At 63.3% G+C, this 23955-nt stretch carries 18 protein-coding genes; 10 read left to right on the top strand and 8 right to left on the bottom strand.

What is annotated here, in order from left to right:
• Positions 1-50 precede the first annotated feature (50 nt).
• From nirB to QZ656_RS16550, 4 genes are all read left to right on the top strand, one after another.
• The gene (nirB, locus tag QZ656_RS16565; protein WP_291994426.1) at positions 51-2480 is read left to right on the top strand and encodes a nitrite reductase large subunit NirB; all 2430 of its coding nucleotides are present in this window, start codon (positions 51-53) and stop codon (positions 2478-2480) included.
• 17 nt (positions 2481-2497) lie between these two features.
• Positions 2498-2806, top strand: a complete 309-nt coding sequence (nirD, locus tag QZ656_RS16560) for a nitrite reductase small subunit NirD (RefSeq protein WP_291994425.1) — start codon at positions 2498-2500, stop codon at positions 2804-2806.
• A gap of 42 nt (positions 2807-2848) precedes the next feature.
• Positions 2849-4060 carry a nitrate/nitrite transporter gene (locus QZ656_RS16555; RefSeq protein WP_291994424.1) on the top strand — a complete coding sequence of 404 codons (1212 nt, stop codon included), beginning with the start codon at positions 2849-2851 and terminating at the stop codon, positions 4058-4060.
• A gap of 105 nt (positions 4061-4165) precedes the next feature.
• The gene (locus QZ656_RS16550; RefSeq protein WP_291994423.1) at positions 4166-5848 is read left to right on the top strand and encodes a bifunctional protein-serine/threonine kinase/phosphatase; all 1683 of its coding nucleotides are present in this window, start codon (positions 4166-4168) and stop codon (positions 5846-5848) included.
• Between the two features lie 29 nt (positions 5849-5877).
• Here QZ656_RS16550 and QZ656_RS16545 read toward each other — a convergent pair whose 3' ends face one another.
• The 6 genes from QZ656_RS16545 to QZ656_RS16515 all read right to left on the bottom strand — a co-directional run bounded on the left by QZ656_RS16545 (position 5878) and on the right by QZ656_RS16515 (position 14964).
• Entirely contained in the window at positions 5878-6420 is a 543-nt protein-coding gene (locus QZ656_RS16545) for a hypothetical protein (RefSeq protein WP_291994422.1), read from the bottom strand.
• A complete protein-coding gene (locus tag QZ656_RS16540) occupies positions 6417-7775 on the bottom strand; it encodes an AAA family ATPase (RefSeq protein WP_291994421.1) in 1359 nt (452 codons plus the stop codon). The genes QZ656_RS16545 and QZ656_RS16540 overlap by 4 nt, the downstream gene beginning before the upstream one ends.
• A 38-nt stretch (positions 7776-7813) precedes the next feature.
• The gene (locus QZ656_RS16535; protein WP_291994420.1) at positions 7814-11116 is read right to left on the bottom strand and encodes a type I restriction endonuclease subunit R; all 3303 of its coding nucleotides are present in this window, start codon (positions 11114-11116) and stop codon (positions 7814-7816) included.
• 23 nt (positions 11117-11139) lie between these two features.
• Positions 11140-12204, bottom strand: coding sequence for a restriction endonuclease subunit S (locus QZ656_RS16530; RefSeq protein ID WP_291994419.1), 1065 nt, complete (start codon positions 12202-12204; stop codon positions 11140-11142).
• Positions 12201-14456, bottom strand: coding sequence for an N-6 DNA methylase (locus tag QZ656_RS16525; protein WP_291994418.1), 2256 nt, complete (start codon positions 14454-14456; stop codon positions 12201-12203). The genes QZ656_RS16530 and QZ656_RS16525 overlap by 4 nt, the downstream gene beginning before the upstream one ends.
• A 256-nt stretch (positions 14457-14712) precedes the next feature.
• Positions 14713-14964, bottom strand: coding sequence for a prevent-host-death protein (locus QZ656_RS16515; protein ID WP_291994417.1), 252 nt, complete (start codon positions 14962-14964; stop codon positions 14713-14715).
• A gap of 392 nt (positions 14965-15356) precedes the next feature.
• On the opposite strand from QZ656_RS16515, the gene QZ656_RS16510 reads away from it, so the two are divergent.
• A complete protein-coding gene (locus QZ656_RS16510; RefSeq protein ID WP_291994416.1) occupies positions 15357-15527 on the top strand; it encodes a hypothetical protein in 171 nt (56 codons plus the stop codon).
• A gap of 241 nt (positions 15528-15768) precedes the next feature.
• Positions 15769-17106, top strand: coding sequence for a dicarboxylate/amino acid:cation symporter (locus tag QZ656_RS16505; RefSeq protein ID WP_291994415.1), 1338 nt, complete (start codon positions 15769-15771; stop codon positions 17104-17106).
• Positions 17107-17305: 199 nt separating this feature from the next.
• On the opposite strand, the gene QZ656_RS16500 is transcribed toward QZ656_RS16505, so the two are convergent.
• Entirely contained in the window at positions 17306-17407 is a 102-nt protein-coding gene (locus QZ656_RS16500) for a BBE domain-containing protein (protein WP_291994414.1), read from the bottom strand.
• A gap of 238 nt (positions 17408-17645) precedes the next feature.
• Positions 17646-18998 carry an FAD-binding oxidoreductase gene (locus QZ656_RS16495; protein ID WP_291994413.1) on the bottom strand — a complete coding sequence of 451 codons (1353 nt, stop codon included), beginning with the start codon at positions 18996-18998 and terminating at the stop codon, positions 17646-17648.
• Positions 18999-19830: 832 nt separating this feature from the next.
• On the opposite strand from QZ656_RS16495, the gene QZ656_RS16490 reads away from it, so the two are divergent.
• From QZ656_RS16490 to QZ656_RS16475, 4 genes are all read left to right on the top strand, one after another.
• Complete coding sequence (locus QZ656_RS16490; RefSeq protein WP_291994412.1) at positions 19831-20499, top strand: response regulator; 669 nt, start codon at positions 19831-19833, stop codon at positions 20497-20499.
• Positions 20496-21824 (top strand): ATP-binding protein, encoded by a 1329-nt coding sequence (locus tag QZ656_RS16485; protein ID WP_291994411.1) that lies wholly within the window; start codon positions 20496-20498, stop codon positions 21822-21824. The genes QZ656_RS16490 and QZ656_RS16485 overlap by 4 nt, the downstream gene beginning before the upstream one ends.
• An 82-nt stretch (positions 21825-21906) precedes the next feature.
• Positions 21907-23379, top strand: coding sequence for a DegQ family serine endoprotease (locus QZ656_RS16480; protein WP_291994410.1), 1473 nt, complete (start codon positions 21907-21909; stop codon positions 23377-23379).
• 84 nt (positions 23380-23463) lie between these two features.
• On the top strand, positions 23464-23913 hold the full coding sequence (locus tag QZ656_RS16475) for a tetratricopeptide repeat protein (protein ID WP_291994409.1): 450 nt from the start codon (positions 23464-23466) through the stop codon (positions 23911-23913).
• Positions 23914-23955 lie beyond the last annotated feature (42 nt).

Genomic DNA, 23955 nt, shown 5'->3' with positions numbered 1-23955 from the left:
GGCAATTGCTTTGACGCATCCATCAAGACGCATCGACTGGAGTCGCGAAAATGAGCAAGAAGAAACTGGTGATGGTCGGCAACGGCATGGCGGGCGTGCGGACGCTCGAGGAGCTGCTGAAAATCGCCCCCGATTACTACGATATCGCGGTGTTCGGCGCCGAGCCGCACCCCAATTACAACCGCATCCTGCTTTCGCCGGTGCTCGCCGGCGAGATGACGATCCAGGACATCATCCTCAACGATCACCAGTGGTACGCCGAGCACGGCATCACCCTGCACCTCGGCAAGAAGGTCAGCCGCATCGACCGCGTCAAGCGGCGGGTGATCGCCGAAGACGGCACCGAGGAAGCGTACGACCGGCTGCTGCTGGCGACCGGCTCGACCCCGTTCATGCTGCCGATCCCCGGCAACGAGCTGCCGGGCGTGATCTCGTACCGCGACATCGCCGATACCGACGCGATGATCGACGCCGCTCGCCGTTACGGGCACGCGGTGGTGATCGGTGGCGGTCTGCTCGGCCTCGAAGCGGCCAACGGCCTGAAGCTGCGCGGCATGGACGTGACCGTCGTGCATCTCGCCGACTGGCTGCTCGAGCGGCAGCTCGACGAGACCGCCGGGCGGATGCTGCAGAAATCGCTGGAAGAGCGCGGCCTCAAGTTCCTGCTCGGCAAGCAGACCGAAATGCTGGTCGCCGGTGAAAGCGGCCGCGTCGCCGCCGTCCGCCTCAAGGACGGCGTGCAGCTGCCGGCCGACCTGGTGGTGATGGCCATCGGCATCCGTCCGAATGTCGCCCTGGCCGAGGCGGCCGGCATCCACTGCAACCGCGGCATCGTCGTCAACGACACCATGCAGACCTACGATCCGAAGGTGTACTCGGTCGGCGAGTGCGTCGCGCACCGCGGCATCGCCTACGGCCTCGTCGCGCCGCTGTTCGAGCAGGCCAAGGTCGCCGCCAACCACCTCGGCAACTACGGCATCGGCCGCTATACCGGTTCGGTAACCTCGACCAAACTCAAGGTCACCGGCATCGACCTGTTTTCGGCCGGCGACTTCTTCGGCGGCAAGGATACCGAGGAGATCATCCTCAACGACGCCGCCGGTGGCGTGTACAAGAAGCTGGTGATCCAGGACAACAAACTGGTCGGCGGCGTGCTTTACGGCGACACCGCCGACGGTCCGTGGTACTACCAGCTTCTGCGCGACGGCCAGGACATCCACGAGATTCGCGACCACCTGCTGTTCGGTCAGGCGCACGTCGGCGACGTCGGCCACCAGGGCCACAGCAAGGCCGCGGCGATGGCCGACAGCGCCGAAGTCTGCGGCTGCAACGGCGTCAGCAAGGGGACGATCGTCAAGGCGATCAAGGAAAACGGCCTGTTCACGCTCGACGACATCAAGAAGCACACCAAGGCGGCGTCGTCGTGTGGCTCGTGTGCCGGACTTTGCGAACAGCTGCTCTCGGCGACCATCGGCGGCGCCTACACGCCGGCGGCGTCGAACCGCAAAGCGGTCTGCGGCTGCACCGACTTCTCGCACCAGGAAGTGCGCGACGCGATCCGTCAGCAGCGCCTGCTGAGCATCGGCGAAACGATGCGCTTCCTCGAATGGACGACTCCCGATGGCTGCGAAAAATGCCGCCCGGCGCTCAACTACTACCTGATCTCGACCTGGCCGAAAGAGGCCAGGGACGATCCGCGCTCGCGGCTGATCAATGAGCGCGCGCACGCCAACATCCAGAAGGACGGCACCTACTCGGTGGTGCCGCGGATGTGGGGCGGGCTGACCACTTCTGCCGAGCTGCGGCGCATCGCAGACGTCGCCGAAAAGTACCAGGTACCGACGATCAAGGTCACCGGCGGCCAGCGCATCGACCTCCTGGGGATCAAGAAGGAAGACCTGATCGGCGTCTGGAAAGACCTCGACATGCCCTCGGGCCATGCCTACGGCAAGTCGATCCGCACGGTCAAGACCTGCGTCGGCGCCGAACACTGCCGTTTCGGCACGCAACTGGCGATGGACATGGGCGTCAAGCTCGAAAAGATGCTCTTCGACATGTACGCGCCGCACAAGGTCAAGCTGGCCGTTTCGGGTTGCCCGCGCAACTGCGCCGAAGCCGGCATCAAGGACGTCGGCGTGATCGGCGTCGATTCGGGCTACGAACTGTACGTCGGCGGCAACGGCGGCATCAAGACCGAGGTCGCGCAGTTCTTCGTCAAGGTCAGCAACGACGCAGAAGTGATGGAGTACGCCGGCGCCTTCCTGCAGCTCTACCGCGAGGAAGGCTTCTACCTCGAACGCACCTGCCACTACCTCGAACGCGTCGGCCTCGAACACGCCAAGAATCGCGTTGTCGACGACGCGGAAAACCGCAAGGCGCTGCACGCTCGTCTGCTGGCCGAGCTGAAAGACGCCAAAGACCCCTGGGCCGAGCGTATCGCCGGCGTCGAGAAGAACGAATACGAACTGCTTTCGGTATAGAGAACTGGAGAACGGAAATGGCTGAATGGAAATCGATCTGTACGATTGACCAGATCCCGCGACTGGGTAGTCGCGTCGTCCGCGCAACGAGCGGCGATATTGCGGTCTTCCGCACGTCGACCGACGAGGTGTTCGCGCTGCGCGACCGCTGCCCGCACAAGGGCGGACCGCTGTCGCAGGGAATCGTGCATGGCCAACAGGTGACCTGCCCACTGCACGGCTGGAAACTGCAACTGGATTCCGGTGAAGCCGTCGCCCCCGACCAGGGCTGCTCGCGCCGCTACCCGATCCGCGTCGAAAGTGGCACCGTTTTCCTCGAAATCTGAGTTTTTTTCGCTCCATCTACCCGCAACCAACGGACTACGACAATGGACAACTCGTTCTGGAAGGCCGGCCACCGGCCGACACTGATCGCCTCATTCCTCTACTTCGACCTGGCCTTCATGGTCTGGGTGATGCTCGGCCCGCTCGGCGTGCAGATCGCCAGCGATCTCGGCCTGACGCACGCCCAGAAGGGAATGATGGTCGCCACGCCGGTGCTGGCCGGCGCCCTGCTACGAATCGTCATGGGCCTGCTGGTCGACCACCTGAAGCCGAAAATGACCGGTGCCATCGGCCAGATTGTCGTCATGGTGTCGCTGTTCTTCGCCTGGAAGCTGGGCGTGCATAGCTACGAGCAGACGCTGATTCTCGGCGTCTTCCTCGGTGTCGCCGGCGCCTCGTTCGCCGTCGCGCTGCCGCTCGCCTCGCGCTGGTATCCGCCCGAGCATCAGGGTACGGCGCTGGGAATCGCCGGCGCCGGCAACTCGGGCACCGCGCTGGCGGCGCTGATCGCACCGAGTCTGGCGATCGCCTACGGCTGGACCAACGTCTTCGGCCTGGCGCTGGTGCCGCTGTTTCTGGTCTTCGTGTACTACATGATCGCCGCCAAGGACTCGCCCGAATGCCCGCCACCGAAGTCGCTTGCCGAGTACCTGAAAGTGCTCAAGGACAGCGACGCGTGGTGGTTCATGTTCTTCTACTCGGTGACCTTCGGCGGTTTCGTCGGCCTGGCGTCGTCGCTGACCATCTACTTCAACATCCAGTACGGCCTCGACGCCAAGACCGCCGGCTTCTTCACCGCCGCGTGCGTCTTCGCCGGTTCGATGGTGCGGCCGATCGGCGGCAACGTCGCCGACCGCATCGGCGGCATCAAGAGCCTGTCGGTGATGTACGTCTTCGCGGCGATCTTCCTGGCCATCGTCAGCGTCGGCCTGCCCGAGGCGTGGATGGCGCTGCTCGCCTTCGTCGGTGCGATGCTGGCGTTGGGCATGGGCAACGGCGCCGTCTTCCAGCTGGTGCCACAGCGCTTCCGCAAGGAGATCGGCGTGATGACCGGCCTGGTCGGCATGGCCGGCGGCGTCGGCGGCTTCTACCTGGCGTCATCGCTCGGCTACGCCAAGCAGCTCACCGGCAGCTACCAGGCCGGCTTCCTGATCTTCGCCGCGCTGGCGCTGCTGGCTCTCGCCGGGCTGAGCGCCGTCAAGAACCGCTGGCGCACCACCTGGGGTGCCGCGCACCTGACGGCGGCCAAGATCTGATCGGCTCAGCGGACGGACGAATCCGACGACTCCTTTCAACAGCCCGGGGCGGCAGGGTACATTGCGTACCTGCCGCCCCTTTATCATTTCCGGAGCCGCATCTGCATGCCGCTAAGAGTTGACATTGGCCATTCGTCGCTGACCGGTCCGCGCCAGCGCAACGAGGATTTCTGCGGCATGGTCACGCCACACGGCGCCGAGCTCGAAAACAAGGGCCTGATCGCAGCGCTTGCCGACGGCGTCGGCGGCCATCAGGGCGGCCGCGAAGCCGCCGAATATACCGTCCGCGGCCTGCTCTCCGATTACTTCGCGACACCCGACACCTGGAGCGTTCCGCACGCGCTGGAAAAGGTCGTCGTGCCGCTCAACCGCTGGGTGATGGCCCAGGCCAGCCGCCAACCCGAGCTCACCGGCATGGCGACGACGCTGACCATGCTGGTCCTGCGTGGCCGCCGCTACGTCAGCGGCCACGTCGGCGATTCGCGGCTCTACCTGTTGCGCGATGGCAGCTGCACGCAACTGACCGTCGACCACCTCTGGGAACACCCGGAGCTGAAGAACGTGCTGTCGCGCGCGGTCGGCCTCGACCGTCATTTCCGGATCGATTTCGCCGACGGCGAACTGAAAGAGGGCGACTGTTTTCTGCTCTGTTCCGACGGCGTCTGGGGTGTCCTCGGCGACGCGCGAATCCGCGCCACGCTGCTCGCGCATCCCGATGCGCAGCAGGCGGCGGCGTCGCTGACCAGCCTGGCGCTGGCCGCCGGCGGCCAGGACAACGCCAGCGCCGTCGTCGCACGCATCGAAGAGCTGCCCGCCGAGAACCTGCGCGACTCGCTCGAGGGTACGGCGCGCCTGCCGCTGCCGCCGCTCTTCAAACCTGGCCAGGAGATCGACGGGCTGCTGATCGACGAAGTGCTGCACGACTCGCGCGCGACGCTGCTCTACCGGGTCACCGACCAGGCGTCTGGCCAGCAGCTGGTGCTCAAGACGCTGCGCCCGGAGTTGGCCGACGACGCTGACGAGATCCGAGCGCTGATCATGGAGGAATGGCGCGGACGACGCATCTCATCGCCATTCTTCGCGCAACTGCTGCCTGCCGAAGGACGCAGCTACCTGTATTATCTGCAGACCTGGCACGAGGGCGCGACGCTGCAGCGGATGCTCGACGCCGGCCTGCACTTCACCGTCGCCGACGCCGTCCAGCACGGCGTCCGGCTGATGAAAGGACTCTCGGCGCTGCACCGCCTCGACGTCGCGCACCGCGATATCAAACCCGACAACATCCACGTCGGCCGCGACGGCCGCCTGCGCATCCTCGACCTCGGTGTCGCGCTCAGCCTCTCGGAAGACGACCGCAGCGTCGGCAGCCCGGGCACTCCCAGCTACATGGCGCCGGAATTGCTCGCCGGCGAACAGGCCGGCCAGGCGCACGACCTCTATGCCGCTGGCGTCACCCTGTACCACCTGCTGACGCGCAAGTACCCCTACGGCGAGATCGAGCCCTTCCAGCATCCCAAATTTGGCGAGCCGGTGGCGCCGACGCGCTACCGACCCGACATCCCCGGCTGGCTGGAGAACGCGCTGCTCAAGGCAGTCGCCAAGGATCCGGCGCAGCGCTTCGAAACCGCCGAGGAATTCCTGCTGGCGCTCGAACGCGGCGCCAGCCGGCCGCTCAACCGGCCACCGGTGACGCCCCTGGCGATGCGCAACCCGCTGGTCACCTGGCGGATCATCGCCGGCGTTTCGCTGCTGCTCAACCTGGTTTTGCTGATGTTGCTGGCGCGTTGACCTGTCCTCTCAGACATGCCGTATCGAAGTCACACCGCTTTGCTCATCGCCGCCAGGGTCCATTGCCGTTCGCTCTCGTCCGCTTTCAGCAAAGCCTTTACCCCTGCCGGATTTGTGACCGGATTAATCCAGACAAGACCTCTCAGTTCGGCTATCCTTTTTGACTCCTCGCTGAATAGCGCCTTGACTCTATCGTCCAGAGCAATGATTCGCTCATCTGTGGCAATTGCCGCCTCCACCAAAAGCATATCCTTGATCATTGCGGACTTGTCTTTGTTCGATGCTGGCCCATCATCAATCGCCACCCTCAAGCCGGGCATCTCGGGCAGGTCAAGCGCGACCAGCTTTTTCCGGGAAACCATGGATCTTCGCCATCTTCTTGCAAAAGCAGATTCGTGCTTTTCCCATTCGAGCCGTATCGCCGGAGTCATTACCGCTCGGTGGCATATTATCAGCACCTGTTGCAGGAAATCACGCACGGCCGTTGCTGTGGGATGAACGGCCTCGACACCACCCGAAGCGCGCGCCACAGACGCATCAATCACCAGGCGGCTTGTGCGATTTTTTTTCATAGCCTGGCGTTCCGGAATAATTTTTCTTCGGCGGCGGAGAGATACTCGTTATCGGCATCCAGCTCCACCTCGTCGAAATCCTCGGGCCAATCCCCGAAGGCGCCAGATTCATCGAGGTCTGAACTCACAATTGAGGTCTTCCCGAATTTATCACGTTGAAACCAGTGTAATTTCACCAGGTCCTGCGGTAATTCATCTTTCGCAACCAGGGTTTGAATACCGCGCAGCAGCAGCGCACTGTGGGTTTCCACTATGACAATTACCCCTCGCCTGGCGGCCTCTGCCAGAACGGTGGCCAGGGAGCGTTGCGCGCTCGGATGCAGGTGGATTTCGGGTTGCTCCACATAAACCAACTGCCCCGGCTCAGCCGCGAGCAAGGCAACCAGAACAGGCAAGGCTTGAGAAACGCCGAAGCCGACATCGGCAATACTGACCAGATCGTGCGCGCCTCCTCGCTGTCCGTGTGGCAAGCGCCCGACTTTCAATTCAACTTGCGTCTCATCCTTTTGCTCGGCCATGACCTTCCATGTCAGCCCGAGGTTTTCCAGTTGCTTGTTCAAATGTGACAGCCGACCGTCTCTGCTGGTCTGCCAATCCTGGATCACGCTGGCCACATAGTTTTCGAACGTCCCCGGGAACGAATCGCCAACCGCGGTCGTCTTGTAGTTGCGCTCCGGGTTTCCACGCAAGCCAGGAACATGTATCAGCTTTGCGATCAATGACGCAAGCCGTTCTCCACCGTGCAAAGGTGGCAGTTTAAACTCACCGTGCGACGTCACCAGTGCGACTGCGAGAAAACATCGGTCACGAACCACCTTCGGTTCCGCATTCTTAAATATTTCTTCCGGCAATCCATAGTCAGAAAGAATTTTCTGGATATCCCCTGGAAATTCATTTTCCAAAGTCAGAACGATATCTGATTCTCCATCCGAAATGGTATTACTGAATATCTCCAGCCCCCTGCGCGGAACCTGCCGAAAGCACAGCCCAATTTTCTTCTTGCCGATCTCGAAGTCGATGGAAAATTCGTCAACGGTACCCGAACGCGAACTCGATGTTTTTGACAATAACTGGCTTGCGGAAGTCAGGCGCACATTTGGCCCACCCAAAAGGAGACTACCAGAATCGTAGGGAGCATCTATAGTCTGCTTGAGGAGCAATACGGGCTGCATGACGCTGGACTTGCCACCGCTATTGGCGCCAGCCAGCAGTGTCAGTGGGCGTATCTCCATTCGCTGCTTGTCTGTCAGTGATTTGTAGCCGACAACTGAAATTGCAGTCAGCGTATTTCCAAGGGCCTTATTCACGTTCCGCTTTCCCGGTTTGTTTGGTGAAGCATCATCATTTACAGCCATAGATTAACTCCTGAAAACATTCAGCACTCTAGTCGACGTCAATGCACCCTCGCCGAGTGCATCTGTTGCTGCACGTACTGGAAGATCACCTCGGCCCGCCGCTCGATGTCCTCGTTTGAAAAGTCGTCCGGCATGTCTGCGAGCAGCCGGTCAATGATCGCCGCCTTCATCTGTGCCTGCGCTGAAGCGCGGTCGCGCAAGTCGCCCATCTCGTGGCGGCGCTGCTCGACCGTGGCCATCAACTGCCTCGCGAGCTGCTTGATCTTCTCGACATCGCTTTTCTTGATGCTCGCCTTGTCCTTGCTCAGCAGGTCATACACGGTCAGCTCGCGCTCGCTCTCAAAGCCTTCTCGCACATAGCGTCGCTCCTCGACGTCGAGCAAATCATGGACCCTCAGCAAGTCTGCGAAGACCCGCTCGATTTGGGCGGCATCCTTGTCGCGGTTGAATGCGTCGATGATCTCCCGATAGCGTCTGTAGAGGTCAACACGGCTCGGGTTCTGAGCAAGCATCTGCTCAAGCCGCGCCTGAATCCTCTCCTGCAGCGTCAGGACGGTGGTGTTCTTGTAGGGCGACCTGGCGAACTCCGCGCGCAGGCGTTCAAAGTCGATACCCGACAGGTCGTACTGCTTGTTCGGCGGCTGCTTGAACCCGTCCCGCGGGGCAAGCTCCAGCGCGCTGTCGATCAAGCCGCGAATCTCCTGCATGATCGCAGTGATGTCGGCGCCTGATTTCTGTTTCTGCAGGAGATTGTAGATTGCCGAAATGGCTCTCTCTTGGGGCTCGTACTTGAACAGGCCCGGGTTCGGAAACAAGCCGCGGAAGCGGTCGGCCGCGTCCTCGGCCAGGACCTGGAAGGTCTTCTTGTTCTCGGCTGAACGGCAAACGGCGTTCTGTGCATCCAGCAAGGCCTGCCAGCTTTCCTCGCCCTTTTCGGCTCCGATCAATAAGCTCAGGTCAAAACCGACGCTCGCGAGATACGCCTCTACCTTGGCGATGGCTGTTTCGTATTCGGCCAAGGCCTGCTCTTCATCCAGCAGCGGATCGGCAGCGGCACCCTGGTCAGCTTGCGCGAAAGTCGCCAGGGCCTTGCGCAAGCTCTTGAGCATGCCGTTGTAGTCGATGATCAGGCCGTTCTTCTTGTGTGGCGTCACGCGGTTGACGCGCGCAATGGCCTGCATCAGCGTGTGCCCCTTCATCGGTTTGTCCAGATACAGGGTGGCCAGCGATTTGACATCGAAGCCGGTCAGCCACATGGCGCAGACCACGGCCACACGGAACGGGTGGCGGCCATCCTTGAAGCACTCGTCGACATCCCTGCCGCCGATGCCTTTGGCGATCACCTCGCGATACGGACGAACGTCGATACCCTCGGCAGCGAAGTCTTTGACCTCGTTCTGCTCACCACTGAACACGGCGTGAATCTGCGTTTCGGCCATCCACGTCAGCTGCTGACGCAAGCGCTCGACGTAGGCTGTCTCCGGCTTGCCGGCCCTGGCAAAGAGCGCCTCCTCTACCTGCAGTTTGCTGCGCAGCGCCTGCAACTTCTCCTGCCACCGGAGCTTGATGCGTTCAGTCATCCGGACGCAGGTGATCTTGTCGATACACACCAGCAGCGCCTTGGCGTTGCCGCCGTACCGGGGGGCATGCCCAGCTAGCGTCGGTGGCTCCAGCAGGCGCCAGCGCTGGTGGTAATGCTCGACGAAGTCCGTCGCCACGTCGTTCAGGTGCGTCTCCGAGGTGAACACGGGATACTCGCGCGCCAGTTCGCGGTAGAGCTTCGCCTCCTGCTTTTCGTCCAGCTCGCCGTCTGCACGCGCGGCGTCGATGCGCTCCTCGATGCGTTTGTTCAGACTGGCGTCGACGAGGTGCAGCTTCTCGCCGCGGTTCTCGTAGTACAGCGGCAAGGTCGCGCCATCCGCCACCGCCCGCTGGAAATCGTAGACCGACACATAGCGGCCGAACACCTGCTCGGTGACGCTGCGCTCCGGGCCATCGATCAGGGGCGTGCCGGTGAAGCCGATGAAGCGGGCGCCGGCCAGCGCCATACGCATGTTCAGCGCCAGGCGCCCGTACTGCGTGCGATGCGCCTCGTCGGAGACGACGATGATGTCGCTGCGCTGGTTCCAAGGGGTCGTCACCGGCTTGCGGAACTTGTGGATCAGGCTGAACACGTAGCGGCGGTTCTCGTCGCGCAGTAGACGTTCGAGTCCTTCGGCGCCGCTCGCCTTGTCACTCTTGTTGGTCGACACGCCGCAGCCGACGAAGGTGCGGTAGAGCTGCTCGTCGAGTTCCTTGCGGTCGGTGAGCAGCACGAAGGTGTAACCGGCCGAAACCTTGCGGTGCACCTTCTGGCAGAAGAAGACCATCGAATAGCTCTTGCCGCTGCCCTGCGTGTGCCAGAAAACACCGAGCTTGCCCGCCAGCACGTCGCTAGCGCCAGCCTGCAGCCGGGCGATGGCCTTGTTGACGCCGATGTACTGGTGGTTGCGCGCGACGACCTTCACCGTGCGCTCCTCGCTGCTGTCGAAGAGCGTGAAGTTCTCGACGATGTCGAGCAGCGCGCCCTGGCTGCAGGTGCCGCGCAGCAGGATCGGCAGGATCGGTGTCAGCGGCGCCTCGTCGTGCCTCGGCGCCGTGTCGGGGTCGTCTTCGTTGAGCCGTTTCCAGCGACAGAAGTGCTCCCAGCTACTGCTGATCGAGCCGAAGCGCGCGTCGAGGCCGTTCGACACGATCACCAGCGCGTTGTAATGGAAGAGCAGCGGGATGGTGTCGCGGTAGTCGCGGTAGTTGTCGTCGAACGCCGCCTTGAGGCCCTTGTCGTGACGCTTGAGTTCGATGAACAGCAGCGGCAGGCCATTGACGAAACCGACCAGATCGCAGCGCCGCCGGAACGGCCCGCTGTGCACCCACAGCTCGCGCACGACCAGGAAGTCGTTGGCCGCGGGCGCGGCGAAGTCGATCACCCGCACATGCACGTCTTCGGCGGCGTTGCCACCAGGCGACTGCAGCGTGATGCCGTCGCGGATCAACCGCCACTTCGCCTCGTTGTGCTGCAGCAAGGTCTTGCTCGGATCGGCGTCGAGCAGGCGATCGCGGGCGACGGCGAGCTGCTGACGCCCCTGGCGCGTCGCCGCCAGCTTCGGATTCAGCCTGGCCAGCGCCTTGTCGAGTTCCCGCAACAGAACGACTTCGCTGGCGCCCCTGCGGCCGAGCAGCGAGTCGGCGCCAAAGGTCTCGGCGTTGAAAGCATAGACCGATCGCCAGCCGAGGTTCTCCGCGAACAGCCTGGCGGCGGGTTCCTGAACGTTGTTGTCTTCGGAGTAGTCGGCGCGGGGCATGGGGGGGCTTTCTGTCTGGGGTGTCAGACCCGGATGGCGCCGGACATCAGTTTGGGGAGCAATTCGTCGCGAGCGTGTGCTGCTTGCGTGTTGGCGTTCTGCAACGTAGTGAGTTGCTTGAAAACCGGCGCGGCGTACTGCTCGAACAGCGTCATTACCTCAACAGGCGGAATAGTCACCCACTCTGCATGAACGACCTTGCGATCAAGTGTGGGCACCGACGCGCCGGAGTTGAATTGAGCAAGATTCAGCTCAGAGAGCATAAAGAAAGCGACGATCGGGCGCACCCTGCGAAACTCCTTTACCCACAGTACCGTATTCAAGGGCCAATAGTCCTCAGGTACATAGCGGACGACGCCCAGCGTGCCGCTCCTCCCCGTTACGACGCCAGGACCTTTCACTCTCGCTTCGTTGTGAAATCCGCCAACACCTGTGGACGCATAGATGGGAATATCTCCTGCTACGCGAGCGCCATTCGGCAGATCGAATCCGCGTTGCAAGAACAGCGCTTGATCCAGACGCTCTCGGCACCAACCTTCAGGCAGTCCATCTTTCTGTAGGGCCGTCTCATGCCCCGGAAACCGAAGATCGACAAACCACTCGCGGTATATCCGCCGTGCCGACTCTTCCAGCAGAGCAATGCGGCTGCGGTTGGTTTCGATCAGTTCGTCGTACCGCCCAAGTCGATCAGCCATTGCGACTTGAGTGCCAACGTCCGGCACCTTAATCAGCAATTGATGGAGGGCATTTCTATTGACTCCCGGCACGGCACCGGCTGTGTTTTGCGTACCCAAGTCCAATGTCTTCAGTAAATAGGCAACGTACCTCGGATGGTTTCCTCTGAAATCTTCAACGTAGAGCGCAGTATTGAGTGGCCAGTACGGTCCATCGATGTAATGTACTTCGCCAAGCGTTCCATATCGACCCGTCACCACACCCGGACCGTCGACCTTGGCTTCCGCGTGAAAGCCCGTGACACCTGATGACGAAACGATCGGAATATCCCCCGAAATCCGGCGGCTGGCTGGTAGATCATGGCCCCGCTTCAGCCGGATGACATCCCCAAGGAGGGCTTCGCGCCAGGTCATATCTGCATTTCCGCGAAGGCCGTCTGAATTTCGCCGGCGAGCAAGTTGGCCCTTTCATTCAACTCCGCGAGTTCGCCATGGACCTCCATCATCCGAGCACGAAAGCCCTCGCCATCGTCGTCGTCCAGGATGGCCGCGGCCGAACCGACATACCGCCCCGGCGTCAGCGACCAATCATTCGCCGCAATCTCCGCCTGTGTCACTGCCTTGCACAAGCCCGGCACGTCGTCGTACCAGGCGTTCGGGAAGCGGCAGAGCAGCCAATGCCCCTGCGCGATGAAATAGCTGGCGCGCTTGCAGGCTTCCACGGCCAGGTCGCGCACCGTAGGCTTCTCGCGTTTCTTGACATCACGAGGAAGCAGCGCTTTCCGGGCTTCGCGCGCCGTTTCGCCGACGAAGCCCGGCCACTGGCGCGCGCGCAGCTGTTTCTCGGCGGTCTCCAGCAGCTTGAGCCAGGCCTTGTGGCGCGCTTCCAGCGCCGCCAGCGCTGCTTTTACTGGCGGATTAACGGCTTCGATGCTCGCTTGCAGCACCTTGTGCGCGGCGAAACTGCTGCCCGGACCACAGCTCCGGATTTCGGGCAACAGCGCCCCGGCCGCGTCGATCGCCGCCTGCAAAGCGCCTTGCCAGGCGTCGGCCTGTGCCTGCAGCCTGGCCAATTCTTCGCGGAAGCCCGCCAGCAACTCGTCGGTCAAGCCATGCTCGTCGCCGAGCTTGTCCCGCAGCACCGCTACCACGGCGGCATCGTCTGTCTTCTTGCCGAGATCGGTCAGCACGTCGGCCAGCGCGCCCACCGCGCCGGTGTCCGCAGCCAGGCGCGCAGGCAGCGCCGCCAGCCAGTCGCCGACTTCCGCCTGGTAGTGCCCCAGCAAGTCGACGAATTTTTCGTTCTCGCCACGGTACAGCCAGGTAATCGCGCTCAGGTTCGCCAGTTGCTCGTCGGTGAAGATATGCGACCGAGCCGAGACCACGGTGTAAACGTTGCGTGCGTCGATCATCAACACGCTGTCGAGCAGGTCGGCCGGCTTGCCGCGGTCGAAGAACCACAGGGTGCACGGCAGGCTGCGCGTGTAGAAGAACTTGGTGCCGATCGAGATCATCACATCGACGTGGCCCGATTCGACGAGTTTCTGGCGGATCTCCTTGTCCTTGTTGCCGGCGTCGGAGGCGCTCGCGGCCATCACGAAGCCGGCGCGGCCGCGATCGTTGAGGTAGCTGTAGAAATACTGAATCCAGAGGCTGTTGGCGTTGGAGATCGTCTCGCCGGCTTCTTTCTTCCGGCTCTTGGTAGTGGTTCCCGGCAGGCCGAAAGGCAGGCGGCCGCTCTGCTGCTCGCCGACCTGGCTCTTGATTCTGGCGACCTGCACGCCGTCCACGTTGAACGGCGGATTGGCCATGACGAAGTCGCAGCGGCCGAGCAACTGGTGATGATCCTCGTAGAAGGTGTTGCCGATGCGGATGTTGCCCTCCAGCCCATGCACGGCGAGGTTCATGCGCGCGAGCTTGCTGTTGAGGTCGGCTTTCTCCTGGCCGTAAAAGGTGATATCCACCTCCTGCATGCTCCGGTGACGTGCGTCTTCGATGAAGTGGCCGGTCTGCACGAACATTCCCGCCGAGCCGCAGGCCGGGTCGAGGACGACGCCGTGGTCGGGTTCGATGACGTTGACGATCATGCGCACCAGACTCGGCGGCGTGAAGAACTCGCCGCCCTCCTGCGCGCCACTCTGCGCGAACTGGTTCAGGAAGTACTCGTAGATGCGACCGAAAACGTCGCCCCTGGCGGTGGCCAGCAAGGGGCTATTGAAGATCTTGAGCAGTTCGGCCAACAGCTCGGGTTCCAGGACCAGGTAATCCTTCGGCAGTGCGCCGGCCAGCAGCTTGTTGCCGTTCTGGTCGGTGACCGACTCCTCGATGGCGAGCATCGCGTCGCGCAGCGCCACGCCGACGTTGGTGTCGGCCGGCAACGCGGCGAGGTAGTCGTAGCGCGCCACCTCGGGCAGGTAGATCGCCGCCTTGCCTTGAAAACCCAGTTTGAGACGCTCTTCGCGTAGCGCGCCGCTGGCGCGCGCGGGAATAGCCTTCTCGACGGCGGGCAGCAGCGCGTTGAAGCGCGTCGTCGCGTGCCGCAGAAAGATCAGCCCGAGCACGGGCATGGCGTATTCACTGGCGGTCAGCCGGGAGTTGGCGCGCAGCTGGTCGGCGGCCTCCCAAAGATCGTCCTCAAGCTGTTTGAGTTCCTGGTAATCGTGCACTGGCTTGTTGGCCTATCCTGAAAATTTGTTGCCACGTCGACGAGACCGTGCGGCGGTCAGCGTTGCCATAGCGATTCGAAATCAAATGAGAGCTGTCGATGGTGGTGGATCGACAGCAGGTAAATGCTCGCAGCGAAGCGCGCGTAGAACAGCAGCTAGTCCGGCAGGATGTACTCGCGAAGCTCGCGATCGCTTCGAGATTACTCGCGAAGTTGGCGGTCGTCCTGACGCTGACCGGCACCTCGGCCTCGGCCGCTCAGTCGGCAGACGACGCCGCGCGACGGCGCTTGATCGACTGCAAGGACGTCCGCGCATCCGTCACCCGGCCAGCAGCCACGTCGTCGAGCCCTTTGCCGGCATCGTCGATCAGCCGCAGATGGATGTGCTCGCGCTCCAGCTGGTGGTAGTCGTCGAGGCGCTCGGCGCCGGCTTTGACCTGCTCGGCCAGATCGGAGAGCGTCGCGCGCGCCGGCGAGCGAGAGATCACGTCGCTGACCAAAAATGGCATGGCGCCCTCCGGGTTGGAAGATGTACAGAATTGCCGCCATCATACGCGTCACTTTTCGGGCTGAGAAGACTGATGGGCAGCAATCATCGAGCAGAGACGGCCAGCCAAACACCCGACTCACACCACGATCACCGCAGCGCCGAAGGGGATCGCGCCGCACGCTATCCGCAGCGCGAAGCACCCGCGTCTGTCGTCAGCCTTTGCCAAGGCTGCTCCCGGGTTCGCATGCGGCAGGGGTAGTGAGACGATGGCACTGGATTGCCGCGTCGGCTACGCCTCCTCGCAATGACGGCGTCTGCGCGGATTGGACCAATTGCCTGAGTGGCCAGGCATCGCCAGCTGGATGGAGAAGATTCCTTCTCAAGACGAGCGCCAAAAATCCGGCGCCGCGCTTGGCGACCGCCGAGAAATCTCTACTGGCACTCGAACGCAGTGCCGATCGACCGGTCGAATATCGGTTGATGACGCCGCTGGCGATGCGCAGGCCGCTGATTAACTGGCGGATCATCGCCGCCATTGCGCAATTCCTCAAACTCGTGCGGCTGCTTTTGTTGACCCAATGAAGGGGTGACGGCTTGCCGCGCCAGCGCCTGCCAAGAGCAAAAGCATATCCTCTGAGGGTATTTAAAGCCCGGCCGGTGTGAACGTTACGTGTTATGGTCGCCAACTCAAGACCCATAAGAAGAGTCTGGCATCAAGCGGGGCAGCGCCGCCCAGCTGCGAAAGGAGTCGAAAGCGCGGATCAAGCTCAGTGTTTCGCACGCTGAACTCGTGCAGGCGCTCCGCCGACGACAGGAGGTAGACATGAACTTAACGGTCAAGGTATTGCTGGGAATGGTGCTGGGTATTGTCGTTGGCCTGGTGATCAACCTCGGAGGCCTGAGTCCCGCGGGCTCGTTCATCAACGAGTACGTGGTCAATGGCTTGTTTCTCGTTGTCGGCAAGATGTTTGTCAACGCCTTGAAGATGATGGTTGTTCCACTGGTGCTGTTTTCACTGATTTGCGGTGTCTGCGGTATTGGCGATATCAGACTGCTGGGGCGTATCGGCACCAAGGCATTCGTTCTGTACATGCTCACCACCGCGGTGGCCATCGCCACCGGCATTCTGCTTGCAGCCGGCCTGGGAATCGGCCATGGAATGAACGCCAGCACGACAACCGAATTCAAGGGCAAGGATTCGCCACCCTTGTCCGAGGTGCTGATTAATATCATCCCTTCCAACCCGATCGATGCCATGGCGCAGGGCGAAATGCTGTCGATCATCTTCTTTGCCATTCTCTGTGGCATTGGTTTGTTGATGGTCGGCAAGAAGGCCAAGAACGTCGTCGAATTCGTCGAGTTGCTCAATGAAGTGATGATGAAAATGGTCGGCATCATCATGGCGCTGGCACCTTACGCGGTCTTCTGCCTGCTCGCCAAGGCGATCTCCAGCCTCGGACTCGATTTGCTGGGGCAACTGATCGGCTATGTCGCCGTGCTGATTTTCGTCCTGCTCTTCCATCTGTTCGTCACCCTGCAACTGGTACTCAAGATATTCTCCGGGCTCGGCTCGAAAATCTTCTTGAAGAAAATGCGCAATGTGCAGGTTTTTGCTTTCAGCACCTCGAGTTCCAATGCCACCATCCCGGTGACGCTGCGAACCGTCACTGAACGCCTGGGTGTCAAGAACTCGGTCGCGTCATTTACCGTTCCCTTCGGCGCCACGATCAATATGGACGGCACGGCGATCATGCAGGGTGTGGCGACGGTTTTCATCGCCAACGTCTACAACGTCGATCTCGGCATGAGTGGCTATCTGACGGTGATCCTGATGTCGGTCCTGGCGTCGATCGGCACGGCGGGGGTACCCGGGGTCGGGCTGATCATGCTGTCGATGGTTTTCGCGCAGGTCGGCTTGCCGATCGAAGGCATTGGCCTGATTCTCGGTGTTGACCGCTTGCTGGACATGATCCGGACCGCCGTCAATGTCTCGGGTGACGCGGTGGTATCGGTAATCGTCGCGAAAAGCGAAGGCCAGCTCAACCTGGACATTTATAACGACCCCGACGCTGGCGCCTTCAGTAACGAGGAGGTGCATCTCGACGAAGAAGTCGAACGCGAGATGGCGCAGGTGGTGAACAGCACGCACGACCACAAGTAGCACCGCTGTCCCGGCCGCTGGCCGGGACGATGAGCACTCCCGTGTCATCTGCGCGGGGGAGCATCAAGACGACCACGAGCCTGCGCACGCAACCCGTGGTCGTTTGCTTGCCACCGTCCTCACTAGCCCGGTCGCGGGCGCGCGTCGTGCACTCGCTATCGCTCGGTGCACTGAGGCACGGACGGTGGTGCCCACCGCCTCAGTCAGCGATATTCTTGGTGTGGCGAAAGAGATTATCGGGGTCGAGCTGTTTCTTCAGCGCCGCCAGGCGCTCGAGATTGGCCTTGCCGTAAGCCCTCAACGCTCACAAAAACTGACCCTTTTTCGCTCACGGAAATTGACCCACCGTTGGCGCGCGCCAACACCCAGGTTTTCGCCTCGGAGCGGGGTCAAGGGCGGGCTGCGGTTTTTGCAGCCCGGCGCAGCGTACCCTTGACGCCGTGTAGAGGCGAGTACGCTCGGGAATGGCTGTGTGCGCGGCATTTTCGCGCGCACAGCCATGACGACTAGGCGGGTCCGGTTTTGTGAGCAAAAGTGGGTCAATTCCTGAGAGCGTCAAGGTAAGCGGCCTCGATACGCTCGGCGCCCTCTTCCTCGGTGAGGAAGTTGACGTAAGTGCCACCGGTCGAGAACGCCTGCGTGGCGTCGAAACAATCGCGCGCCCAGCGCATGTTGGCGGCGTCATCGGTGGCGTTCTCCCACGCGCCCGCGATGTTGAGGACGAAGGCGGCATCGCGATTGCCGGCCGGCGAGTGCTCGGCGGGCAACTCGGCCAGCGCTCCATCGAGCTGAAAAAGCAGGATCGCCGAGTGCGGCGAAGAGATTCGCTGCGCGTGTTCGATCAGCACCGCCGGCAGTTGCGCATCGACCGCCGGCAGGTAGTGCGACTTCCAGTAGTAACGCCGGCCTTTCGGTTGCGTCGCGTCGAGCAGGCTCTGCATCTGGGTGTAGGGACGGCGGCTGATAATGTCCGCCACCGGCTTGCCAAAGGCGCGTAGCGGCGCGACGACCTTCTCGCCGTCAGCAATGCTGCCGCTGTGACAAACGAAGATGGCGACGATCGGCTGGCCGTGCATCTCCCTGGGCAGCCAGGGAGCGGGCGGCGCGATGCGCAGCGCGGCGACGCAGGTCGTCTCGCGCGGCGTCTCGGCAGTGAAGCGACGATAGAAGTCGAGCACTTCGCCGGCGTCCTCGGCACGCCAGGCGATGGCGCCGCCGAGAATTTCCGGACCGACCGGGAAGAGCCGGTACTCGAATGAGGTGACGATGGCGAAATTCCCGCTGCCGCCGCGCAGCGCCCAGAAGAGCTCGGCATTCTCGTCGGCGGCGGCGCGCACGACGTCGCCGTCAGCGGTCACCACCTGCATCGAGAGCAGCGTGTCGCAAGTCCAGCCGTGCTGGCGCGTCAGGTAGCCGAAACCGCCGCCGACCGTCAGACCGGCGATGCCGGTGGCCGAGACGAAGCCGAGAACCGCCGCCAGGCCGTGCACCTGCGTCTCGCGGTCGACGTCGGCGAGCGTGCAGCCCGCCAGCGCCCGCGCCGTCCGCGCAGCCGGATCGACCCACACGCCGGTCATCGGCGACAGGTCGATCATCAGGCCGCCTTCGCAAACCGCCAGCCCGGCAATGTTGTGACCACCACCGCGTACCGAGATCAGAAGCTGGTGCTGGCGCGCGAAGCGCACCGCGCGCACGACGTCCGCTGTGCCCGTGCAGCGGACAATCAGGCCCGGACGACGATCGATCATCACGTTCCAGACCTTGCGCGTCTGCTCGTACGCTGCATCGTCCGGGCCCAGCATGCAGCCAGCGAAGCCGGCCTTGAATGCCTGCAGGATCTCGGGCGAAACCTGCACCCTGCCGCCGTCGGCGACTTTCAGTTCGATGGCCATTGTGGACACTCCCGCCAAGGCCTGGACACGCTCGCAGTGCCAGCAGCGGCGGCTGTCCGCTGCCGACCCAAGGGCGAACGTCTGGCCCGACCACGCACCACCGGCCTGGAGTTCAACGGCAACGCGCAGCGGCCGGGAAACCGCGCCTGCAGCAAGCAGTCTGCGCCGTCGACGCGCCAGGCCGCAATAGTCAGCCCTGACTATGCAAGCGGCAGCAGCGCAAGGAGCGTTGGCGCCTGTGCGCTGTCGTCGAGCCAGATGCAAATCTCGGCAAGATAGGCGATCTTTCGACAAGTCATGACTGCTGGACGGCTTGACGACGCCAAGCGACTCAAGTCCATAGCTCGGAGCCTCGAGTTCGAAGCTCAGAACCTCAAGTTCGAAGCTCGAAGCCTCAAGTTCGAAGCTCTGAGCCTCGAGTGCGAAGCCCGGAGCCTCAAGTCCGAAGCTCGGAGCCTCAACTTCATAGCTGAGAGCCTCAAACTCATAACTCTGAACGTTAAGGGTGGCTCGCAAAGGCTCACCATCATGACTCCGGTAGTCAGCTGTGAGTCTCAGAGAGCGCGCTTCACTCCTGCGGCAGCTCACCCTTGAGCTGTCGGCTGCGGTGATCGAAAGGCCATCTTGAGAGCCGCACTGAGCGCATCGGCACCCTTGCCGCCAATCGGCGGCGCTTCGCGGGTTCATACTGCAAAGCTGAGCCCGCTTACGGGCCATTGACAGCCGCTTGTTGGCGCCCTTAACCTACGTCGCTTCCTGGTCTTGGCAGGCGGCTGCCTGCTCCTTCCGGTCATTCAGCCGTGCAGCCGTTCATGGCGGTCAGCGAAATACGATGCGTGTGTTACTGGTCGAAGACGACCCGATGATCGGCAAGAGCGTTCAGCAGGGCCTGCGCCAGGATGGCTATACGGTCGACTGGGTGCGTGATGGACGCGCCGCCGAAGGGGCGCTGGCAGCCGCGCCCTATGAGCTCGTCCTGCTTGACCTCGGCCTGCCCGGCAAGTCGGGGCTCGACATTCTCGCCAGACTGCGCGCTTCGGCGAACAGCATTCCGGTGCTGGTGATCACTGCCCGCGATGCCATCGCCGACCGCATCAAGGGCCTCGATAGCGGCGCCGACGACTACCTGGTGAAGCCCTTCGACCTCGACGAACTGGCCGCGCGCATGCGCGCACTGCTGCGCCGTCATGCCGGCCGCGCCAGCCCGGTGATCGAACACGGTGACCTGCGAATGAATCCGGCGACGCACGAGCTGACGCTGAACGGCCAGCCGGTAGCGCTCTCGGCGCGCGAGTTCGCGCTGCTGCAGGCGCTGCTCGAACAAGCCGGGGCGCCGCTGTCGCGGGCCAAACTCGAGGAGCGCCTGTATGGCTGGGGCGAGGAAATCGAAAGCAACGCCGTCGAAGTCTATATCCACGCCCTGCGACGAAAACTCGGCGCCGAGCGGATCAAGAACATCCGTGGTGTCGGTTACCTGGTGCCACCGGGCCCAGGCCAATGACGTCGATCCGCCGCCAATTATTGCTGGCCCTGCTGTCGGTGATCACGCTGACCACCCTGCTCGGCGCGCTGGCGACGTACCGGACGGCACGCGACGAGGCCAACGCGATGTTCGACTACCAGCTGCGGCAGCTGGCGCTTTCTTTTCGCGATCAGGTCTTCCCGAGTGGTCGCCAGCACGACTTTGCCTTCGACGAAGACGTTCAGGACTTCTCGATCCAGGTCTGGCGCCCGGACGGCACGCGGCTATACCTTTCGCACCCGCGCCAGGGACTGCCCGACAGAACACCGCTGGGCTTCGCGACGGTCGACGGCGCCGGCGGCAAGTGGCGCGTCTTCGGCATGCAACAGGGCGGCCAGACGATCCAGGTAGCGCAGCCGATGCACTCGCGCAACGAACTGGCGCTGGCCGCCGCCTTGCGCACCGTCGCCCCTTTCCTGCTGATGCTGCCCGTACTCGGGGTGCTGATCTGGGTCGTCGTCGGCCGCGGCCTGCGCCCGCTCGACGCCGTCGCCCGCGCGGTGACGACACGCACTGCGGTGGCGCTCGACCCCTTGCCCGAAGATCGGGTACCCGCCGAAGTGGTGCCGCTGGTGCTGGCGCTCAACGATCTGCTCGAGCGCCTCAAGCGGGCGCTGCAAGCACAGCGCGAGTTCATCGCCGACGCCGCCCACGAACTGCGCACGCCGCTCGCCGCCCTGCATCTGCAGGTGCAACTGGCCGAGCGCGCCGCCGACACGACGGCGCGTACGGAAGCCTTCGCCGAACTGAAAGGCGGCTTGCAGCGCACGACGCATTGCGTCCAGCAACTGCTGACGCTGGCCCGCCAGGAACCCGGCGGCGGTGACCTGGTAAGGAGGCCGGTGAAACTGGCCGAGCTGGTGGCCAGCGTCATCGCCGAGCAGCTGCCGCTGGCCGAAGCGCGCTCGATCGACCTCGGCGCGGCGGCCAGCGCGGACGAGGGTGCGCGCGCCGGCGTCGTCAGCGGCGACGCCGACGCGCTGCGCATCCTGCTCGGCAACCTCGTCGGCAACGCCATTCGCTACACCCCGCCGGGTGGCAAAGTCGACGTCGCGGTCGGCGAAAACGCTGGCGGCGCCTTCGTCGAGGTCTGCGACTCGGGCCCGGGAATTCCCGCCGACGAGCGCCAACGCGTCTTCGACCGTTTCTATCGCCGCGCCCAGACCGATCAGCCGGGCAGCGGCCTCGGACTGGCGATCGTCAAGATCATCGCCGAGCGCCATCGTGCGCAGGTGCTGCTCGACGACGCCAAGCTCGGTGGCCTGCGCGCGCGACTTCAATTCGGGCCAGCGGCAGCGCCTTAAGTGAGCTTTAAGTGGTGGCCGTCTATCGTACGCTGCACGGGAAGCCACACGCTTCCAGTCGGCAACGAATCAGGAGACCCTCATGCAAGCAATCCCATTCAAACGTAGTCTGCTCGGCCTGGCGCTGATCGCCGCGGTCGCTACCGGCTACGCGACGCTCGGCGGGCGATTCATCAATACCGCCGACGCGGTCAGCGGCGGCGCAGCGGCTGCGGCGGTCGAGGCACCGGCGGCGGCAGCGCCGGCCAGGAACAGCGTCGGGCTGCCGGACTTCACGACGATCGTCACGCAGAGCGGTCCGGCGGTGGTCAATATCAGCGCCACCGGGCCGTCTAAAACAGCTCTCTCGGGACGCGAGCGTGATCAGCAGCGCCAGCAGATGCCCGAGCTGTTCCGCCACTTCGGCATTCCCATGCCCGACGACGACGCACCTGCGCACGGCATGGGCTCGGGCTTCATCGTCCGCGCCGACGGCGTCATCCTGACCAACGCGCACGTCGTCGACGGTGCCGAAGAAGTCACCGTCAAGCTGACCGACAAACGCGAATTCAAAGCCAAGGTGGTCGGCATCGACAAGCTGACCGATATCGCGGTCCTGCGCATCGACGCCAGCAAGCTGCCGGTCGTCCGCCTCGGCAATCCGGGCAGCGCCAAGGTCGGCGAATGGGTGCTCGCCATCGGTGCACCGTTCGGCTTCGAGAACAGCGTCACCGCCGGCATCGTCTCGGCGAAAGGGCGCTCGCTGGCCAGCGACAGCTACGTGCCGTTCATCCAGACCGACGTCGCCGTCAATCCCGGCAACTCGGGCGGCCCCTTGATCAATCTGAACGGCGAAGTGATCGGCATCAACTCGCAGATCTACAGCCGTAGCGGCGGCTACCAGGGCGTTTCGTTTGCCATCCCGATCGACGTCGCGATCAACATCCAGGAACAACTGCTGAGCAGCGGCAAGGTCAGCCACGGCCGGATGGGCGTGACCATTCAGGAGGTTTCGCAGTCACTGGCCGAATCCTTCGGGCTGAAAAGCACCGCCGGCGCACTGGTCAGCTCGGTCGAGAAAGGCAGCCCGGCAGCCACCGCCGGCCTCGAAGCGGGCGACATCATCCGCAAGCTGAACGACACCGAAATCAGCCGCTCGTCCGAACTGCCGCCGCTGATCGCGGCGCTCAAACCGGGCACGCGCATCACGCTGCAGATCTGGCGCAAAGGTGCCAACCACGACGTCGCGCTGGCGCTTGGTGAAATCCCGAACGCCACGCTGGCGGCCAACGACGCCGGCGCCAGCAACAATCCGCGCCTGGGCCTGGCCTTGCGCCCGCTGACGCCGCAGGAACGCGGGCCAAGCGGCGCCCCCGGTGGCCTGCTCGTCGAAAGCGTCAGCGGTCCCGCCGCCAGGGCCGGCATCCGGCCCGGCGACATCGTCGTCGCGCTCAACGGCCAGCCGATTGGCGACGTCGCGCAGTTGCGTGCGCTGCTCGACAAGTCAGGGAAAACGATCGCCCTGCTGATCGAACGCGACGACGCGAAGATCTTCGTGCCGGTCGATATTGGCTGATCGGCCGCTGCCCCTGGCAGCAACTCCAGACAGCGCGCCAGCGCTGTCTGGAGCACCGGCCACTATTGGCAAGGAGGCGCAGCAATGATCGACGCGCTGTTCGACCTGCTCGGCACTTTCTATCAGAGCGGCAACCTGGAACAGGCCGAGTGGATCGCCCGCAGCATCTTGCAGGCGATCCCCGACGACATCGTCTCGCTGCAGTTTCTCGGTCTGCTCTATTACCAGACCAGGCGCCGCCCGCAAGCGATGCAGGCTTTCAGCGCTGCCGGCCTCGATCAACAGCACGCCATGCCAACGCCAGGCGGCGACCAGCAGAACCTGCGCGCATCGGCGCAATGCCTGCGCGCCGCCAGCGGCCACGGTTCGACGCTGGCCGGCGCGTGGTACGACCTGGGGATGCTGCTGTTTCGCCTGCGCCGCTACCCACAGGCGCTTGCGGCCCTGCACGCCGCACTGCGCGCACGCCCCGATGACGTTGTAACGCAACGCGCCATCGCTCGCGTCGAGGGTCTTGCCGCGCCGCGGCCGTAGGCGACCCAGACCACCGGACGCACAGTCCACCGAGCCAGCATC

The sequence above is a fragment of the Candidatus Accumulibacter sp. ACC003 genome, assembly GCF_907163085.1.
Taxonomy (GTDB): domain Bacteria; phylum Pseudomonadota; class Gammaproteobacteria; order Burkholderiales; family Rhodocyclaceae; genus Accumulibacter.
The sequence above is the reverse complement of the archived record's forward strand: the minus strand, read 5'-3'. Positions and strand labels throughout refer to the sequence as shown.

Coding starts and splice junctions, on each gene's coding strand:
- nirB (WP_291994426.1), top strand. CDS start 51: ATGAGCAAGAAGAAACTGGTGATGGTCGGCAACGGCATGGCGGGCGTG.
- nirD (WP_291994425.1), top strand. CDS start 2,498: ATGGCTGAATGGAAATCGATCTGTACGATTGACCAGATCCCGCGACTG.
- QZ656_RS16555 (WP_291994424.1), top strand. CDS start 2,849: ATGGACAACTCGTTCTGGAAGGCCGGCCACCGGCCGACACTGATCGCC.
- QZ656_RS16550 (WP_291994423.1), top strand. CDS start 4,166: ATGCCGCTAAGAGTTGACATTGGCCATTCGTCGCTGACCGGTCCGCGC.
- QZ656_RS16545 (WP_291994422.1), bottom strand. CDS start 6,420: ATGAAAAAAAATCGCACAAGCCGCCTGGTGATTGATGCGTCTGTGGCG.
- QZ656_RS16540 (WP_291994421.1), bottom strand. CDS start 7,775: ATGGCTGTAAATGATGATGCTTCACCAAACAAACCGGGAAAGCGGAAC.
- QZ656_RS16535 (WP_291994420.1), bottom strand. CDS start 11,116: ATGCCCCGCGCCGACTACTCCGAAGACAACAACGTTCAGGAACCCGCC.
- QZ656_RS16530 (WP_291994419.1), bottom strand. CDS start 12,204: ATGACCTGGCGCGAAGCCCTCCTTGGGGATGTCATCCGGCTGAAGCGG.
- QZ656_RS16515 (WP_291994417.1), bottom strand. CDS start 14,964: ATGCCATTTTTGGTCAGCGACGTGATCTCTCGCTCGCCGGCGCGCGCG.
- QZ656_RS16505 (WP_291994415.1), top strand. CDS start 15,769: ATGAACTTAACGGTCAAGGTATTGCTGGGAATGGTGCTGGGTATTGTC.
- QZ656_RS16495 (WP_291994413.1), bottom strand. CDS start 18,998: ATGGCCATCGAACTGAAAGTCGCCGACGGCGGCAGGGTGCAGGTTTCG.
- QZ656_RS16490 (WP_291994412.1), top strand. CDS start 19,831: ATGCGTGTGTTACTGGTCGAAGACGACCCGATGATCGGCAAGAGCGTT.
- QZ656_RS16485 (WP_291994411.1), top strand. CDS start 20,496: ATGACGTCGATCCGCCGCCAATTATTGCTGGCCCTGCTGTCGGTGATC.
- QZ656_RS16480 (WP_291994410.1), top strand. CDS start 21,907: ATGCAAGCAATCCCATTCAAACGTAGTCTGCTCGGCCTGGCGCTGATC.
- QZ656_RS16475 (WP_291994409.1), top strand. CDS start 23,464: ATGATCGACGCGCTGTTCGACCTGCTCGGCACTTTCTATCAGAGCGGC.